16 protein-coding genes and 1 pseudogene are annotated in these 17731 nt (G+C 48.1%); 6 read left to right on the top strand and 11 right to left on the bottom strand.

The features are described 5' to 3' along the window. Positions 1-159 (top strand): annotated as a pseudogene (locus tag ACTHS3_RS04685) (glutamate dehydrogenase); the annotation flags it as partial. Between the two features lie 64 nt (positions 160-223). Here the strand turns inward: ACTHS3_RS04685 and recG are convergent. The 4 genes from recG to grxC form a co-directional block, all read right to left on the bottom strand. Further along, positions 224-2263 carry an ATP-dependent DNA helicase RecG gene (gene recG, locus ACTHS3_RS04680; protein ID WP_039862031.1) on the bottom strand — a complete coding sequence of 680 codons (2040 nt, stop codon included), beginning with the start codon at positions 2261-2263 and terminating at the stop codon, positions 224-226. A 246-nt stretch (positions 2264-2509) separates the two neighbouring features. Then, positions 2510-5554 carry a TonB-dependent siderophore receptor gene (locus tag ACTHS3_RS04675; RefSeq protein WP_004519409.1) on the bottom strand — a complete coding sequence of 1015 codons (3045 nt, stop codon included), beginning with the start codon at positions 5552-5554 and terminating at the stop codon, positions 2510-2512. Positions 5555-5817: 263 nt separating this feature from the next. Then, positions 5818-6252: a protein-export chaperone SecB gene (secB, locus tag ACTHS3_RS04670; RefSeq protein WP_003745844.1), complete on the bottom strand. Its 435-nt coding sequence runs from the start codon at positions 6250-6252 to the stop codon at positions 5818-5820. Positions 6253-6273: 21 nt separating this feature from the next. After that, complete coding sequence (gene grxC, locus ACTHS3_RS04665) at positions 6274-6531, bottom strand: glutaredoxin 3 (protein WP_003684090.1); 258 nt, start codon at positions 6529-6531, stop codon at positions 6274-6276. A 237-nt stretch (positions 6532-6768) separates the two neighbouring features. Here grxC and ACTHS3_RS04660 point away from each other — a divergent pair, with 237 nt between their 5' ends. Beyond that, entirely contained in the window at positions 6769-8262 is a 1494-nt protein-coding gene (locus ACTHS3_RS04660; protein WP_070625888.1) for an Rne/Rng family ribonuclease, read from the top strand. 55 nt (positions 8263-8317) lie between these two features. Here the strand turns inward: ACTHS3_RS04660 and ACTHS3_RS04655 are convergent, their stop codons facing one another. From ACTHS3_RS04655 to ACTHS3_RS04640, 4 genes are all read right to left on the bottom strand, one after another. Beyond that, a complete protein-coding gene (locus ACTHS3_RS04655) occupies positions 8318-8986 on the bottom strand; it encodes a DUF3108 domain-containing protein (protein ID WP_070625890.1) in 669 nt (222 codons plus the stop codon). Positions 8987-9016: 30 nt separating this feature from the next. Next, positions 9017-9643, bottom strand: a complete 627-nt coding sequence (gene purN / locus ACTHS3_RS04650; protein WP_049344053.1) for a phosphoribosylglycinamide formyltransferase — start codon at positions 9641-9643, stop codon at positions 9017-9019. 96 nt (positions 9644-9739) lie between these two features. After that, entirely contained in the window at positions 9740-10555 is an 816-nt protein-coding gene (locus ACTHS3_RS04645) for an FKBP-type peptidyl-prolyl cis-trans isomerase (RefSeq protein ID WP_070607922.1), read from the bottom strand. Between the two features lie 160 nt (positions 10556-10715). Beyond that, the gene (locus ACTHS3_RS04640) at positions 10716-11981 is read right to left on the bottom strand and encodes a Glu/Leu/Phe/Val family dehydrogenase (protein WP_070504425.1); all 1266 of its coding nucleotides are present in this window, start codon (positions 11979-11981) and stop codon (positions 10716-10718) included. A gap of 421 nt (positions 11982-12402) precedes the next feature. Here ACTHS3_RS04640 and ACTHS3_RS04635 point away from each other — a divergent pair, with 421 nt between their 5' ends. The 3 genes from ACTHS3_RS04635 (at position 12403) to ACTHS3_RS04625 (ending at position 13914) form a co-directional block, all read left to right on the top strand. Continuing rightward, positions 12403-13116: a phosphoglycolate phosphatase gene (locus ACTHS3_RS04635; RefSeq protein ID WP_049335455.1), complete on the top strand. Its 714-nt coding sequence runs from the start codon at positions 12403-12405 to the stop codon at positions 13114-13116. 99 nt (positions 13117-13215) lie between these two features. Beyond that, entirely contained in the window at positions 13216-13677 is a 462-nt protein-coding gene (gene recX, locus ACTHS3_RS04630) for a recombination regulator RecX (protein ID WP_049335453.1), read from the top strand. Positions 13678-13752: 75 nt separating this feature from the next. Further along, entirely contained in the window at positions 13753-13914 is a 162-nt protein-coding gene (locus ACTHS3_RS04625) for a hypothetical protein (protein ID WP_039861975.1), read from the top strand. 117 nt (positions 13915-14031) lie between these two features. On the opposite strand, the gene ACTHS3_RS04620 is transcribed toward ACTHS3_RS04625, so the two are convergent. From ACTHS3_RS04620 to gmk, 3 genes are all read right to left on the bottom strand, one after another. Next, entirely contained in the window at positions 14032-16188 is a 2157-nt protein-coding gene (locus tag ACTHS3_RS04620; RefSeq protein WP_049335451.1) for a RelA/SpoT family protein, read from the bottom strand. A 106-nt stretch (positions 16189-16294) separates the two neighbouring features. Beyond that, on the bottom strand, positions 16295-16501 hold the full coding sequence (gene rpoZ / locus ACTHS3_RS04615; RefSeq protein WP_003682294.1) for a DNA-directed RNA polymerase subunit omega: 207 nt from the start codon (positions 16499-16501) through the stop codon (positions 16295-16297). Positions 16502-16553: 52 nt separating this feature from the next. After that, positions 16554-17171 carry a guanylate kinase gene (gene gmk / locus ACTHS3_RS04610; RefSeq protein WP_049335449.1) on the bottom strand — a complete coding sequence of 206 codons (618 nt, stop codon included), beginning with the start codon at positions 17169-17171 and terminating at the stop codon, positions 16554-16556. Between the two features lie 168 nt (positions 17172-17339). Here gmk and ACTHS3_RS04605 point away from each other — a divergent pair. Further along, the coding region (locus ACTHS3_RS04605; protein WP_440367256.1) for an adenine phosphoribosyltransferase at positions 17340-17731 on the top strand (392 nt) is incomplete at its 3' end.

Genomic DNA, 17731 nt, shown 5'->3' with positions numbered 1-17731 from the left:
CGTGAAGAAGTCGACCAACGCCTGTTCGACATCATGCACAACATCCACGAATCCTGCCTGAAATACGGCAAAGTCGGCGATAAAGTAAACTATGTCAACGGTGCGAACATTGCCGGTTTTGTCAAAGTAGCCGATGCTATGTTGGCACAAGGTTTCTAAACCTCTATCCAGCCAAACCAAAGGCCGTCTGTTTTCAGACGGCCTTTTTCTTTTCATGCAAATTTTATACGCCCAAATAACCTTCCCTGCTGGAAAGCCATCTTGCCAAATGCGCTTCGACGATTTCAGGGTTTTGTTCGATTAACATGGGCGCGATTTCGCGCGCTTGTTCCAAGAGGTGCAGGTCTTCTTCAAGATTGGCAAAACGCAGCATGGGGACGCCACTTTGGCGCGCGCCGAGAAATTCGCCGGGGCCGCGAATGTTGAGGTCTTGGTGGGCGATTTCGAAGCCGTCGGTGTGTTCGTAGATGACTTTCAGCCGCGCTTTAGCGAGTTCGCTCAAGGGTTCGGCAAACAGGAGGACGCACACGCTTTCTGCCGCGCCGCGCCCTACCCGCCCGCGTAATTGGTGCAGCTGCGCCAAGCCCATGCGTTCGGCGTGTTCGATCACCATCAGGGCGGCGTTGGGTACATCTACGCCGACTTCGATGACGGTGGTGGCGACCAAGACGTTCAGATGGCCTGCGGCAAACTGAGCCATGACTTCGGCTTTTTCGGCGGCCTTCATGCGCCCGTGTACCAAGCCGATGTTGAGTTCGGGCAAGGCTGCCTGAAGCTGGGCTAGGGTTTCGGTGGCGGTTTGCAGTTGCAGGGTTTCGCTTTCTTCAATCAGCGGGCAGACCCAGTATGCCTGCTGTCCTTTGCGGCAGATGTTGAGGACGAAGCCTTCGACTTCGGCGCGGCGGATGTTGTTGACTAGGCGGGTTTTAATCGGGGTGCGCCCGGGCGGCAATTCGTCGATGACGGACACGTCCAAGTCGGCGAAGAAACTCATGGCGAGCGTGCGCGGGATGGGCGTGGCGGACATCATCAGCTGGTGGACGTCGCGCCCTTTGCTTTTGAGGGCGAGACGTTGGGCAACGCCGAACCGGTGTTGTTCGTCCACAATCACCAAGCCCAGATTTTGGAACTCGACGTCGTCTGAAAACAGGGCGTGCGTGCCGACGGCGATTTTGACGGTGCCATCGGCGAGTTTGGCTTTGGCTTCATCTTTGGCTTTTTTGCGCTGGCTGCCGGAAAGCCAAACGACTTCAAGGCCTAACGGCTCAAGCCATTGTTTGAACTTGATAAAATGCTGTTCTGCAAGGATTTCAGTTGGTGCCATTACAGCCACCTGCGCGCCAGATTCAATGGCGGTCAAAGCAGACAAGGCGGCAACGATGGTTTTGCCACTGCCGACATCGCCTTGCAGCAGGCGGTGCATGGGGTGGGTTTGCGCCATATCGCGGCAGATTTCGGACACGACTCTTTCTTGGGCATCGGTCAGGGCAAACGGTAAGGCGTGGCGCAAGGCTTGAGTCAATATGCCGTCGCCGCCCAATGCCGTGGCTGAGCCGCTGACACGCTTCTGCCGCGCCAAGCGCATGGAAAGCTGTTGCGCCAAAAGTTCGTCGAATTTAAGCCGCTGCCATGCGGGTAGCGCGCCGTCGGAAAGCTGGTGGATGGTGAAACTCGGCGGCGGCGAATGCAAAAGGCGCAGGCTTTCGGCAAGGTGCGGTAGTTTCAGACGACTCAATAAGGCATCGGGCAGCGTGTCGTGTAGCGGCGTAACGTCCAACGCCGTCTGAATGATGCGACGCAAAGTGGGCTGGTTCAAACCATTTACGGTCGGATAAATCGGCGTGAGGCTTTCCGCCAAACCGCTGCTCTCGGCATCGCGGATTTTGGGATGAATCATCTCGTCGCCGTGAAACCCGTGTTTGATTTCGCCCACGGCTCGGATGCGTTTGCCGACCGCCATCTGTTTCTGGTTGCTGGCGTAAAAGTGGATGAAACGCAAAAAAAGGACGCTGCCGGAACCGTCGGCGATTTGGACAATCAGCTGCTTGCGCGGTTTGAACGTGACTTCCTGATGGATGACCTCGCCCTCAACCTGACACGGCACGCCGATCGGCGCATCCTTAATCGGCATGATGTGCGTCTCGTCCTCGTAACGCAGCGGCAGGTGCAACACCAAATCCCATGCGGTATGGAGGTTGAGTTTTTCGAGCTTCTTAGCAGAGACATCGGTAATTTTGAGCTGTTTTTGGGTTTCGGGCGTCATCTTAAAAGGCAGCTGATTGAAAGTTTGCTGTATTTTATCCGAAAACAAAAAGGCCGTCTGAACGCAATGTTTCAGACGGCCTTCAAAGCTGAATACTTGAAACGAATTAATATTTGAAAATACGCCGGCTATCGAATCAACTTCAGCCATTGTTAGGAAACAGCTTTCAAAAAAGAAGGATATTCAACCCATACTTTTATGAATTTAGCCAATAATGTTTACATACCCAATCATTATCCATTCTCTCTAGAAATGCCAATCCAATTTCAGTTTAACTGTCCGCGGTTCGCCATAGAAATTGTTTTGACCTCGCGTACGGTTGTAGTTATTTTCAAAATACGTCCTGTCAGCCAGGTTAGTTCCTATCAGGCTGATTCTGCCGTGTTTGTGAAAGTCATATTGAACAAAGCCATCTATAAGTCCGTAGCCTCCTTGGCGAATATTGTAAAGGCTACTTGTACGACTTTGTGCAGATATTCCGCCACCCAAGGTTAACTTAGTTTGAGGCAAGCGGTAGCTTGTACCGAGGCGGAACATATGTACCGGCGTGAAGTTACTGAAGTTATACGGGTCGGCAGTCGTATTTTTCTCCAACCGCTCCGCATTGACTTCTGCCGCATTTTTATACTTACTTTTGTTATATGTGTAGCCAACAAAAATACGCCAGTTTTCCGACAATTCGCCAGCCAATTCAAGTTCTGCACCGCTGCTCTTAACCTTACCCACAGGTTTAGCGATGGTTTGGAATGAGCCTCCGTTACTACTAGTATCAGGAACAAATCCGAAATCGACAACGGTACGGTTTTTCTGCTGTAAAACAAACAAGGCAAGCGAAGCATTCAGACGGCCTTGCAAGAACGACCCTTTCCAACCTATTTCATAGTTAGTCCCGATGAGTGGTGGAAGAACGGATTTGCTGGTTACATCAACGTTATCCTGTTGTTTAAAAATCTTAGTATAGCTGGCATACAAGCTTTGTTGCGGTGTCAGGTCGTAGGTAATGCCAGCATATGGCGTAAACCTATGGCTTTGCATTTTTGAGGTGTAATGCTCTTTGTCGATTTTGTTACTGCTCTCAGTTTGGAATGCCGTAGCAGGCTGGCCGTAGCGTACAGGCATTTCTTTGGCTTGTGTGGTTTCATAGCGCGTATAGTGCATACCACCCAAGAGATGCAGACGGTTGGTCGCATTAAAGCGCGTGCTGACAGTCAAAGAATGTGTTTTATTCGTGTTAAGGTATTTCGAATAATTGTATAACGCCGGAACATGATCATCTGCAACCTGAACAGTTTTCCACAGCGGTATTTTCAGATATTGGTTTGCCCATTTCAAATTTCCCTCTTCATCCCGCTCCTGTATTTTGTTTCCATTTGCATCCAATTCATAAACAGGATCTTGCACCATTACGCGCTCACCATTGTCGTTGACTGTCCAGACAGGCTTGCCCTCCGCATCCAAACGGGGAGTATATTTGGTAACATGCGCGCCACTGCATTCCGGCACATAGATTTTGTTATTACCTTTTTCGTTATAAATATGCCAATCTGGTTCGACAATGCCTTTTTCTAAAGGATTACGCTCCGGACCATCGGGATGAATGCCGCAACTGCCTGCACCTGCATAACCTTGAGGACGGACAAAATAACGGTTTTGATATATTTCCGTATAGGCAGAACGGATTTTTTCATTGTTATACGCATAGCCGACAAAGAAATCATGTTCTCGCCCAAGCAGGCGGTAGTTACCTGTCAGATCCAGCTTAAAGCCCCATTGCACATCATGTTTGGTATAGTGCAACGGCATGAAGTTGTAACGGCGGTTGTATGTGTGGCGAAGATTGTATGCTGAGTCGTATAGACGGTTGGGAAACAGGCCTTCTGCATTGTTAATAATGCCTTGCTTTGCAAGCTCCTTATCAACAAACTCTTTTTTATCTACTTCTACACCCGGATCCTGCCAGTCGTTGCACAGGAAATCCAAACCAATGTCCTGCATACATTGATCAAAACCTGCCCGACGTGCTGCCGCTCTTTGGGAGCGATATTGTTCAAAAGCAGATGCATCGAAACGATGGGCAACATAATCTGCTTTTTTCTCTTCATATGTTTTAGTGACACCATCACGATATTCTTTTAATTTTGCCAACGCCTTGTCTTTAGGCTCAAAAGGAATAACCTCCCCCTTCTCGGTTAAGAAACCCGTTGCCTCAGATGCTGAAATACCTGCCGCGTGTTCGTTTTTCAGAAAAAATTGTCCGACTTTGGCATCTGAATCATTATGCGTATAAGAAATTTCTGCATTGAGTTGCCATCCATTGTCAAAGACATGTTTGAAACCGGAAAAAATATTGTATTTATCAGCATTCAGGCGTGACCATGAGGTTTCACCCAAATAAGTTTTACGTGGCAATTTCAAAGGATTGTTACAGGCAGGACTGGAGCTGAAGGCCGCAGTTTTTTGATCCTCACAAGGTAAAATCACGCCGGCAAAATCGGGAATGTCTTTATTTTTCTGATAAGTGCCGCCCAATGTCAGCATACTGTTATCACTCAAATCCGTATCGATCACGCCATAAACCATGTCTTTCTTGTTCCATACACCCTCTTTAAAAGAACGGTGGTCCTCATGAACACCAACCAGCCTACCGCGTACCGTATGTTCATTATTCAAGCTTCCAGATACATCCAAAGCCAAACGCTTGCTGCCCCTATGGTCAGTGCTGATTTCACCTGTATGCTTAAACAGAGCTGTTGGCCGCTTACGGATTAAATTAATGGTTCCACCCGGTTCGGAATTGGATTGAGTAAGACCGGTTGCACCTCTAACAACCTCAATGTGATCATAAACAGCAAGGTCTGTGCTCGGTGAGACATCGATTTTTGCCGTATAGCCCGAACGTCCAGACACATTCGTGGTAATACCGTCTTCACCAATCTGATCAACATAGAAACCACGAGACAAAAAACGAGTTTGTAGACCCGAATCCCGAACCACGTTGATTCCCGTAGTGTTTTTCATTGCCTCTTCTAAAGAATATATTGCTTTATCATCTAGCTGCCGACGCGTCATTACGCTCACCGACTGCGGCGTATCCTTACCTGAAATACGCAAGCCAGTCGCCGTTGCCATCGTTCCGATTGTATAAGACTGACTGCGCTCGGTATTCCTTTGTGCCTGCCGTTTGCCACTGACCTTGACCGTATCCATGTCTACATGTTCCACTTCTTGATGTCCCGTATCTGCAAAAACAGTTTGGCAAGGCAGCACTAATAACAAACAAATTGTTTTCATTTGAAAATCAGGTTTCACAACTATTTCCTTAATTAATAGAATCTATTTATCTGCTAGATAAAAATTACAATTTATTGATTTTAAATGGTATATAACCTATAAAATTTAAAATTAGATCGTAATGATAAACGATATCATTATATACTTATTGCATTAATATATGAACTTTTTGTTATAGATTTTTTCTTATGTCCTGATTTTTAGATAAAAAAAGGCCGTCTGAACGCAATGTTTCAGACGGCCTCAATTTAGGTATAACGCGATTAAGCGTTAGCTTCCTGTTGTTGTTGGTAGATTGCTTCGAAGTTGATCGGAGCGAGTAATACAGGTGGGAAGCCGGCGCGGGTTACGCTGTTGGAAATGGCTTCGCGTGCGTAAGGGAACAGGATGTTTGGACAAGCAACGCCCAGCAGCAGTTGTACGTCTTCTTCAGGAATGTTTTCCAGACGGAAGATGCCGCTTTGGGTAACTTCGTTCAAGAACATGGTGCGCTCTTCGTTCAGTTTGGCAGTCACGGTAACGGTAACGTCAACGCTGTAGAAGCCGTCTTCCAGTTTGGTGTTGCCGGTAGAAACGCGCATATCGACTTCAGGCTCGCCTTGTTCCAAGAAGATTTGTGGTGCATGAGGCACTTCCAAAGACAAGTCTTTTACATACAGACGCTCAACGCTGAATACGGGTTGCAATTCTTCGCTCATTTTATTTTCCTAAGTTAAGGGTTAAGGATTCAGTAATTCGTCCAACTTGCCTTCCTGCTGCAAGCGGTACAAATCGGTAAAGCCACCGACATGGGTATCGCCGATAAAAATCTGCGGCACGCTGCGCTGGCCGGAAAGCTGCTGCATTTCGGCAAAAACTTCCGGATTGCCGTCGATGCGGATTTCGTTGATTTCTTTCACACCCACCGCCTGCAACAGCCTTTTCGCCATGGTGCAGTACGGGCAATATGGACCGGTATAAACAGTAACGGTTTGCATGATTTCTTCCAAAATACCAATGTTCATGACTATATGGGCATAAGCGTTATTTTACAAGTGTTCCCGCCGTACGGTTGTAAAAAACATTCAGACGGCCTCTTGGCCATAAACATTTGTGCAGATGCGGAAAAACCATAATTAAAGTATGATAAGCGCTTTCGCAGAATGACTTTTGCCATTTGTTTTTTGGAGAAGGACACATCGCAAAAGTTTTTCTATTCAAAATCAGGTATCCCCATGCTTTCAGGAATTCCCATCCCCAAGGACGCCGTGCGTCCGTCCGAAACCGTCCTCGTCAACATCACGCCGCAAGAAACGCGTGTGGCCGTTTTGGAAGAGAACAATATCTGCGAGCTGCACATCGAGCGCAACAGCGGCCACAGCTTGGTCGGCAATATTTATTTGGGCGTCGTCAAACGTGTCCTCCCCGGCATGCAAAGCGCGTTCATCGATATCGGATTGGAACGCGCCGCATTTCTGCATATCGTCGACGTCCTCGAACAACGCCGCAATCCGGACGAAACCCAACGCATCGAACACATGCTCTTTGAAGGCCAGTCTGTCTTGGTTCAGGTCATCAAAGACCCCATCAATACCAAAGGCGCGCGCCTATCCACCCAAATCTCACTGGCCGGCCGTTTCCTCGTCCATCTTCCGCAAGAAGACCACATCGGCATTTCCCAACGCATTGAAGACGATGCCGAACGCAGCAGTTTGAGGGAGCGCCTCAACAATCTGCTGCCCGAAAACGCCTGCCACGGCTACATCATCCGCACCAACGCTGAAAACGCCTCCGATGAGCAACTGCAATCAGACATCAACTATCTGACCAAAGTGTGGGAACACATTCAAAAACAAGCAAAAATCCAGCCGCCCGAAACCCTGCTCTATCAAGATTTGCCTTTGAGCCTGCGCGTTTTGCGCGATATGTTCAGCCTCGATACGCACAAAATCCTGGTCGACTCCACTGAAAACCACCGCCGCATGACCCAGTTTGCCGAACAATACGTTCAAGGTGCATTGGGCAGAATCGAACTGTTCAAAGGCGAACGCCCCCTATTTGAAACCCACAACATCGAGCAGGAAATCGCCCGCGCCCTACAACCGCGCGTCAACCTCAACTTCGGCAGCTACCTCATCATCGAGTCCACCGAAGCCATGACCACCATCGATGTCAACACCGGCGGCTTTGTCGGCGCGCGCAATTTTGATGAAACCATCTTCCGCACCAACCTCGAAGCCTGCCACACCATCGCCCGCGAACTTCGCCTGCGCAATCTCGGCGGCATCATCATCATCGACTTCATCGATATGGCGCAGGAAGTCCACCGCGAAGCCGTCCTGCAAGAGCTTGCCAAAGCCCTCGCCTTCGACCGTACCCGCGTTACACTCAACGGTTTCACCAGTTTGGGTTTGGTCGAGCTGACGCGCAAACGTTCACGTGAAAACTTAAGCCAAATCCTCTGCGAACCCTGCCCTTCCTGCCAAGGCCGGGGCCGTCTGAAAACGCCGCAAACCGTGTGCTACGAAATCCAACGCGAAATCGTCCGCGAAGCGCGCCGCTACGATGTCCAAGCCTTCCGCATCTTGGCCGCTCCAAATGTCATCGACTTGTTCCTAGATGAGGAATCGCAATCGCTGGCCATGTTGATAGACTTTATCGGCAAACCGATTTCGCTGGCTGTCGAAACCGCCTACACGCAGGAACAATACGATATTGTGTTGCTGTAAAGATAAGGCCGTCTGAAAACTTTTCAGACGGCCTTCTTGTTTGAGCAAATAAAGATTACGGTTTCACTACTTTACCGTTGATTTTGACGGAAGTCAGTTTCAGGTTGTAGGTTTTACCGTCATCGGTATAGCTGATTTGCGCAGGGATATTGTCGATATCGGAAGCAAAAGAGTAAGTCACGGTATCGTCGCCGCGACGGACGCGATATTTGCTCACAGGCGTTGTACCGCCGTTCAGCTTATAGCTTTCGCTGCCGATTTTGTTCATGCTGCCGACGGTGTACAGTTTTTTACCGTTGGTAATTTTCAAACCTGACGGCAGGCGCACGTCATTGGCGGCCAGTTGCCATGCCAAAGTGAACAAGTCCATGGCCGGGCCGGATTTTTCGGTTTTCAAATCACCTGCTTTGCCGTAAGTGATGTTGCCGCCGGAGAATTTGGCCTCGGCATACACTTTGCCGCCGCGCACATCTTTGTAGTAAGACGGATTCAAGGTCGTGCCGTTGATGCTGCCGCCGGATTCAAAGCGGATATTGTAAAGCGGTACTTTGATGGTAGAGACGATTTTGTATTGGTTGCCGCTGCGTGTGAAGGTCATGGTCGCAGGAATACCGTAGCTGCCTGAGTATTGCAAAACGGCAGATTGCGGCAATTCAGCGGCTTGCGCGCCGATGGAGGCTGTAAATAGGGAAAGTGTCAGCAGGGTTGTTTTAATCGGATTCATGATGTTTTCCTTGTGTGTATGGTGTTTCAATCAAGCCAGCAGGCTTTGACCGGCGGCATTGCGTTGTGCATTCAAAACGCGGTTGCCTTCGATTTTCAGACGGCCTGCAACAAAATCGGCAACGGCTTGCGGAAACAGCTGGTGTTCAACCGTCAGCACGCGTGCGGCAACGTCGTCGGCAGTATCGCCGTCCAAAATAGGAACAATGCCTTGTGAAATAATCGGGCCGCAATCCAGCTCGGGCGTCACGAAATGGATGGTGCAGCCTGCCACTCGGCAACCTGCTTCCAATGCGCGTTCGTGGGTGTGCAGACCGGTGAAAGAAGGCAGGATGGACGGATGGATGTTGATCAGGCGGTTTTCATAATGTGCGCAGAACTCCGGAGTCAAAATGCGCATAAAGCCCGCCAATACAACCAAATCCGGCTGATAGGCATCGATTTTCTCCATCATTGCCTGATCAAATGCCAGACGCGAGTCGAAATTTTTATGGTTCAAACTGTCAGTGGCTATACCGCGTTCTGCCGCCCATGCCAATCCGGCTGCGGTCTCGCTGTTGCTCAATACGGCTGCAATGTTGGCATCGGGAATATCGGCATTCACAATCGCCTGCATATTGCTGCCGCGTCCGGAAATAAGGATGACGATATTTTTCATCATAATTCCTTGTTGGTTTGGAACAAAGGCCGTCTGAAACGGAATTTTTCAGACGGCCTTTTATCCGTTGTTTAAGGGCGTAAGCCTTGATTCGGATTATTGAACTTTTTGTACGTCAACTTGTACAGGTTGTTGCGCAGCAGCATCAGGCGCGCCGACTTTAACCAGTTTCACGTCAAATACCAAAGTAGCGTTCGGGCCGATTTTATCGCCGGCACCCACTTCGCGGTAAGCCAATTTGGCAGGGATATAGAATGTTGCTTCGCCGCCTTCTTTCAAGAGCTGGATACCTTCAGTCCAACCTGGGATTACTTGGCTTACAGGGAAGCTTACTGGGCCGCCGTTAGCTTTGCTGCTGTCAAATACGGTACCATCAATCAGACGGCCTTCGTATTCAACGGTAACCATATCGTCTTTAGTTGGTTTTTTACCTTCGCCTTCTTTGGTGATTTTGTATTGCAGACCGGAAGCGCTGGTTTTCACGCCTTCTTTAGTCGCGTTTTCTTTCAAGAACGCTTCGCCTTTTTCCAAGTTCACTTTGGCATCTTCAGCACGTTTGGCAGTAGCTTTTTCTTGTTGCTCTTGCAGGAATTTCATCATCACTTCCTGAGCTTGGGCTTCAGTCATTTTGACTTCTTTACCTTCAAACATGGCTTCCATGGCTTCGGTGAAGACTTTCAAATCGATTTCTGTGCCTTGGTCTTTCATTTGTTTCAATGAACGGCCGATGTCCACACCCATTGCGTAGCTGGCTTGTTGGGCAGTAGAACCGATGGCAGAAGCATCTGCAGTCGCATTTGAAGCTGCGGAAGCAGCAGGGGCATCTTTAGCGGCAGTGTCTTTTTGGTTGCAAGCAGTCAGTGCCAACAAAGCAGACAAAGCCAATGCGCTGAATTTGAAAGTTTTGTTCATGATTATGTCTTTTCCGGAAAGGTCAAAAAAGGGGATTATAGCTGAGTTTGATTGAAATGGAATCAAGGTGGATTAAAATTTGTAAAGGCTCTTATCAAAAACATTAAGGCCGTCTGAAAACAGGTTTCAGACGGCCTACTCTTAGCTATTGGTCAAACGATTAATACCAGCCGCGCAGTTTCATTGCCTTTTCAACACGACGGATACTCATCATGTAAGAAGCGGTACGCAGGTCGACATCGTATTCTTGAGCCAAGTTCCAAATATCGCGGAACGCACGGCGCAGAACCACGGTTTCTTTCTCTTGAACTTCGTCAAACTCCCAGTAGTAGCCTTGCAGGTTTTGTACCCATTCAAAATAGGACACAACCACGCCGCCGCAGTTTGCCAAAATGTCAGGAACAACCAATACGCCGTTTTGACGCAGAATAACGTCGGCTTCAGGAGTAGTCGGGCCGTTTGCGCCTTCAACCACGATTTTCGCGCGGACTTTGCCTGCATTTTCGGAAGTCAATTGATTTTCCAATGCACAAGGGGCGAGTACGTCCACATCCAAAGCCAAAAGTTCGGCATTGCTGATTTCTTTACCGTAGCCGGCTTCATTGGTGATGAAACCTTTGGTTTGGAATTCTTTAATGATTGCTTCCATATCCAAGCCGTTTTCGTTGTAGATGGCAACGTCAACAGTAGATACGGCAACGATTTTCGCACCGGCTTTGTGTGCATAGTAACCGGTGTGGTAGCCCACATTACCGAAACCTTGAATGGCGTAAGTGGCACCTTTCACGTCTTTGCCCAGTTTTTCCAAAGCTTGGACGGCGGCGAAGTTTACGCCGTAACCGGTGGCTTCGGTGCGCGCCAAGGAACCGCCAAACTCAACCGGTTTGCCGGTAAACACGCCCGGTGCAGAATGTTTCACGACGTTTTCATAGGCATCAACCATCCAAGACATGATTTTGCCGTTGGTGTTCACATCAGGGGCGGGAATGTCGATTTTCTCGCCGATCAGCGGAGAAATGGCTTCGGAATAAGCGCGGGCGATGCGTTCCAATTCTGCTTCGGAATAGTTACGCGGATCCAAAGTAATACCGCCTTTACCGCCGCCGTAAGGAATACCGGCTACACAGCATTTGATGGTCATCCAAATAGACAGTGCTTTGACTTCGTCCAGATTTACATTGGGATGGAAACGCACGCCGCCTTTGTAAGGGCCGACGGCGTTATTGTGTTGGGAACGGTAACCGGTGAAATTTTCTACTGTACCGTTGTCGAGTTTGACAGGGAAGTTCACTTCCAAAACACGTTGCGGCTTTTTCAAGATTTCAAATACTGCCGGGTCGGCATTCAGGCGATCGCAGGCAATTTTTACTTGTTTTTGTGCAATTTCAAACGGATTCAGTGTTTCTTTAACAGCAGATGCGGACATGTATTTTTCCTTTTCATACACATGATTAGACGAGAGCCATACTTGTTACTATATACAAAAACAGGAAAAAATGTAATAGCATGTAGTCGATAAAAAGCAAATCCATTCATTTATATATAAATTTAGTTTGAGGCCGTCTGAAAATATCGGTACGCCGACCAAAAAATTTTCAGACGGCCTAGTATAAATGCTCATCAAACCATTCAAAAAAACACTCAAACCCTTTGTTTTTTAATGCCTACCAAACCGCCCTTTTTGTTGACAAAATCCCTTCCACATTACCAACAGACGGACAGACTTACACCAGCAAAAATTGTTAACAATTTAAACAAATATCCCATTAAAGAATCAGCAAAACATCGGCAAATCAGGCAAACAATGTTAAAATAAGCGCTTAAATAATATGACAGAAAGCTACTCAATGACCACTGCTGCCTTAGAACACGTTCAAGCCGTTGCCTTTGATTTGGACGGTACCTTATGTGATTCCGTTCCCGATTTAGCCGCAGCAGCCCAAGCCATGTGTGCGCACTTGGGTTTACCTGTTTTGCCTACCCAAACGGTTGAAAGTTATGTCGGCGACGGCATCAGCAAGTTGGTTCATCGCGTCATTAGCAATGATCGTGAAAAAGAAGCCGATCCTGAAATCTGGGAAAAAGGTTTTGTGTTCTTTATGAAATATTATCGCGAGCACTTGAGCGACTTTACCCGCCCCTACCCTGAAACCGAAGCCGGTCTCGGCCTGCTCAAGTCCTTGGGTATTCCATTGGTTGTCATTACCAACAAAAACGAAGTGCTGGCAGCCGAGCTGCTGAAACAGCTCAATCTCGACGGCTATTTCAGCTTGGTTCTTGGCGGAGACAGCCTGACTGAGAAAAAACCCAGCCCATTGCCGCTTCAACATGCGGCTGAAGTTTTGGGCATCGATGTTGCGAATATGCTGATGGTGGGCGACTCCAAAAATGACATTATTGCCGCCAAAGCGGCCGGTTGCTTCAGCGTCGGCATAACATTCGGCTACGGCGACATGACCTTGCTCTCTCAAGACAAAGCGACCAAACCTGATTTGTTGATTCGCGCCCTGCCTGAAATCTACGAAAATCTGCAACCGCAAAAAAACAAAGACAAAGAATAATTCGGCTTTATTTTCAGACGGCCTTTTCGGTGCTTTCACCTAATCAGGCCGTCTGAAATGTAATTCAATGTAGTTAAAATCCCTCCCCTTCCATATCCCATGAAACCTCCCAAAACCTTACGTTCCCGCGCCTTGGATATTCTTTCCCGTCAGGAAGTCAGCCGTGTTGGCTTGAAACGCAAACTGGCTCCTCACTCAGAAAGCGAAGAAGAATTGGAAAAGGTTTTGGACGAATTTGCCGAACGGAATTGGCAATCCGACCAACGTTACGCAGAAGCCTATATTCACAGCAAAAGCAACCGTTACGGCACACTCCGCCTCAAGCAAGCTTTGGCGCAACAAGGTATCGATGCAGATGACTGTCGGGAGTTCCTACCCGATAGGGAGGACGAGCTGCAAACCGCCATTTCCGTCTTGCGTAAAAAATTCAAGCAAGAAGCTCAAGATTTGAAAGAAAAACAAAAACAGGCGCGTTTCCTTGCCTATCGCGGCTTTGGTGCTGACACCATTCAGACGGCCTTAAAAACCGCGTGGAATAAAGACGAAGACTTCTATCAATAATCATTCCCACTTGAAACTTTGCTTCTATCGGCGTACCCTTACGCTTTTATTCAATAATTCAATCAGAGCTTCATCATGTCCGACAAACCGCACGATACACCTAATCCCCTACTCGAAGATGAACGCAAAAACCCTGTTTACCGCTTGGGTCAGGCAGTAGCCGGATTCATGTTGCTGGTTTGGGCCGGCGTTTTGGCCTTAGTTTTCTTCTTGGTTTTCCGTTTTTGGTTGAGTTAAATCCAGCCTGAAGCATTATTTTTCTTCAAAACAAACTGACAAAGTTTGTTTGTACATACTCAAAAGGTCGTCTGAACACACTTTCAGACGGCCTTTTCTTATCATGCTGATCACAGATTATCCTCGAATCACTTTGCGGATATTCGGATTGGCATGCATTGCATGAATAATCTGATTAACCTGATCCAAGTCTTTGACTTTAATTGTGAATTTAAATTCTACAAAACCTTCCGTTCCTGCTTGCGCTTTGGTCGGCGTATCGACAGATTCGATATCCGCACCGGAATTGGAAATCGCTTGCGCCATTGAGGCCAACAAACCATGAGCATCTTCGGATTTAACGTTGAGGATGGTGCGGTACGTTTGATTGCGCAAACTGTCCCAGCCCGCATCGAGTTGCTCTTCCGGATCGGCTTTGACCAAAGTTTGACAGGTATCACGGTGGATAATCATACCCTTGTCTTTGACCAATAGGGCGCGGATCGCATCGCCGGGAATCGGATGGCAACATTCGGCAAAATGAATCCGGCCGGTTTCCTGATCGTTGACTTTGATCGGGCTGAGTTTGACCGCGCTGCCAAAATGTTGGCCCGCCAACTCAGCAATGTGCATGGCAACGTGTACCGGCAAAGTATGCCCCATACCGACATTGTAAAGAACCTCTTCAAACGAGGTTTGTTTGGTGTTCAAATCGGCAAGGTATTTTTCTTTGAGGTCGTCTGAAAGCAGGATGTCTTTAGGCAACAGGCTGGATAAAGCTTTTTGCAGCAGGTTCTCACCCAAAACAACGGCATCGTGACGATTCAGATTTTTAATGTATTGGCGGATGGCACTGCGCGCACGGCTGGAAACGGTAAAATTCAGCCATGCCACATTAGGCTTGGCGTGTTCGGAAGTAATGATTTCTACCGTATCACCGGTTTTCAGCTTGGTGCGCAACGGCATCATGACGTTATTGATACGCGCGGCAACGGTTTTATGACCGATATTGGTGTGAACGGCATAGGCAAAGTCAATCGGCGTCGCACCTTTAGGCAAGGTAAGGATATCGCCTTTCGGGGTAACGATATAGACTTCGTTGGGGAACAAATCGACTTTGACATGCTCCAGAAACTCGATGGCATTTGAGCTGCTGGCCTGCAGGTCAAGAATATTTTTCATCCATCGGTTCATATGGAGGACGGCTTGGTCCGGAGTATTTTCACCGGATTTGTAAATCCAATGGCCGGCAATACCGCCCTCAGCCACAGCGTCCATTTCACGCGTACGGATTTGCACTTCGATCGGTAAACCGTAAGGACCGACCAAAGTCGTGTGCAGGCTTTGGTAGCCGTTGCTTTTCGGAATAGCGATATAGTCTTTAAAACGGCCGGGCTTGGGGTGGTATAAATTATGCAATGCACCCAACGCGGCATAACAGGCAGGAATATTGTTTACAATGACCCGAAAGCCGTAGATATCCATTACTTCGGCAAAACGCAGTTTTTTAGCCAGCATTTTTTGATGAATGCTGTATAAGTTTTTCTCGCGGCCTTTGATTTTGGCTTCAATATTGACACCGACCAAACGCTGACCGAATGCACGCAACACTTTGCCGACAACATCGCGGCGATTTTTGCGGCTGTTGTCCATGGCTTTTTTCAGGGTTTCGTAGCGTCTTGGGTGGAGGTTTTGGAACGATAAGTCTTGAAGCTCTTGATACGCATTGTTCAGGCCAATGCGATTGGCGATTTGAGCATAGATTTCGAGGGTTTCTTTGGCGATGCGGCGGCGTTTTTCCGGACGCATAGAGCCAAGGGTGCGCATATTATGCAATCGGTCGGCCAGTTTGACGACGATAACACGCACGTCTTTAGTCATGGCGAGGATAAGCTTACGGAAACTTTCCGCCTGATGCTCGGCATGATCTTCAAATTTGAGTTTTTCCAGTTTGGAGAGGCCGTCTACCATTTCGGCAATGGTATCGCCGAATTCTGCCGCCATTTCGACTTTGGTTACACCCGTATCTTCCAATACATCGTGCATAACGCCCGCGCAAAGACCTTGAACATCCATATGCCAAATCGCAAGCTGCGTGGCAACGGCGAGAGGATGGGTGATGTAGGGTTCGCCGCTTTTACGGGTTTGTCCGTCATGGGCGTGGAAAGCGTAGGCAACGGCTCTTTCAAGCTCGGCCTGCTCATTGGTATTGAGATAGGATGCGGTGCGAAACAGAAGCTCGCGCGCTTCTGCTGTCAGCGGGTCATAGGGGGCGGTAGGCAGTGGGGCTGGCATTTTCAGACGGCCTTTTATGGCTATTTTTTTAAGCCGTCAGACTGTATCGGTTGTTATATCGCACCGATACAGTCCGCGCGGCGGTTTTATCGGTTTGCCGGTTGGTTTACTTATTGCGGGTCAGCAGCTCGGTTCCGATTTGTCCAGCAGCGATTTCGCGCAGGGCGGTTACGGTTGGTTTGTTGTTGCGGATGTCGTCAACCAAAGGCGTATTGCCGTTTTCGAGCTGGCGTGCGCGACGGGCGGCAACGAGGGTAAGGTCGAAGTGGTTAGGGATTTTACCTGTGCAGTCTTCAGTAGTAATACGGGCCATGTTTGCTTGCTTTCTTTCTATGTTTCAAATAAACGGTTATTTTCGCTGTTTTTTACGAATTTTCCAACAGGTTTGAAATAAATCCCTGTTGAGAGGATTTTTTCAGACGGCCTGCTTTAATAATGTGGAACAAATCGGCTTCGGCACGATCCAAATCGTCATTCACGACGACGTAATCGAACAAAACGGATTGCTCAATCTCATGTCGGGCTTTTGAAAGACGTGTTTGAATAACTTCTTCGCTGTCTGTACCACGGCCGATCAAACGTTGTGCCAATACTTCAAAGGAAGGCGGCAGGATAAAAATACTGCTGGCTTCAGGCAATGATTTACGCACTTGCGCCGCACCTTGCACATCAATTTCCAAAATTACATCATAGCCCTCTTCGCTCAACGAATTCACGCCGGCAATGCTGGTGCCGTAATAGTTGCCGAACACATTGGCGTGTTCCAAAAAGGCTCTTTGATCAATCAGTGATTCAAATTCTTCTTTGGGAACAAAGTGGTAATGCACGCCATGTGTCTCACCCTCACGTGGCTGGCGCGTGGTATGAGAAATGGAAACACGGATGTCGTCATGATTTTTCAACAGGCGCGACACCAAGGTCGTTTTACCTGTGCCGGAAGCGGCAGAAATGATGTAAATATTGCCTTTTTTATGATTTTGCATGGTGGTTCAGCCGATGGTATGTACCTGTAAATTATAACACAACACAATGTTTCTCGGAATTTCAGACGGCATGTTGCAAAATTTGGCTATTGTATCGATTAATTTGGCAAGTCCGCATATGACCGCTACAATATCGTGTTAAAAACTTTTTGATTTCGGAATGTCAAGATGTTGATTCATCCTGAAGTAATGGGCGTAGAGGCTTTGGCGGACAAAATCCGTAAAATTGAAAACTGGCCGCAAAAAGGGATTTTGTTTCATGACATTACTCCCGTTTTGCAAAGCGCAGAATATTTCCGCCTGCTGGTCGATTTACTGGTTTACCGCTATATGGGGCAAAAAGTTGATGTCGTTGCGGGCTTGGATGCGCGCGGCTTCATCATTGGCGCAGCTTTGGCCTATCAGCTGAACGTCGGCTTTGTCCCCATCCGCAAAAAAGGCAAACTGCCGTTTGATACGGTTTCTCAAAGTTACGCTTTGGAATATGGCGAAGCAACGGTAGAAATCCATACCGACGCCATCAAGCCGGGCGCACGCGTTTTGTTGGTAGATGATTTGGT

It is taken from the genome of Neisseria sp. P0009.S007 (assembly GCF_051962515.1).
This window is presented reverse-complemented; position numbering and strand designations above follow the sequence as displayed.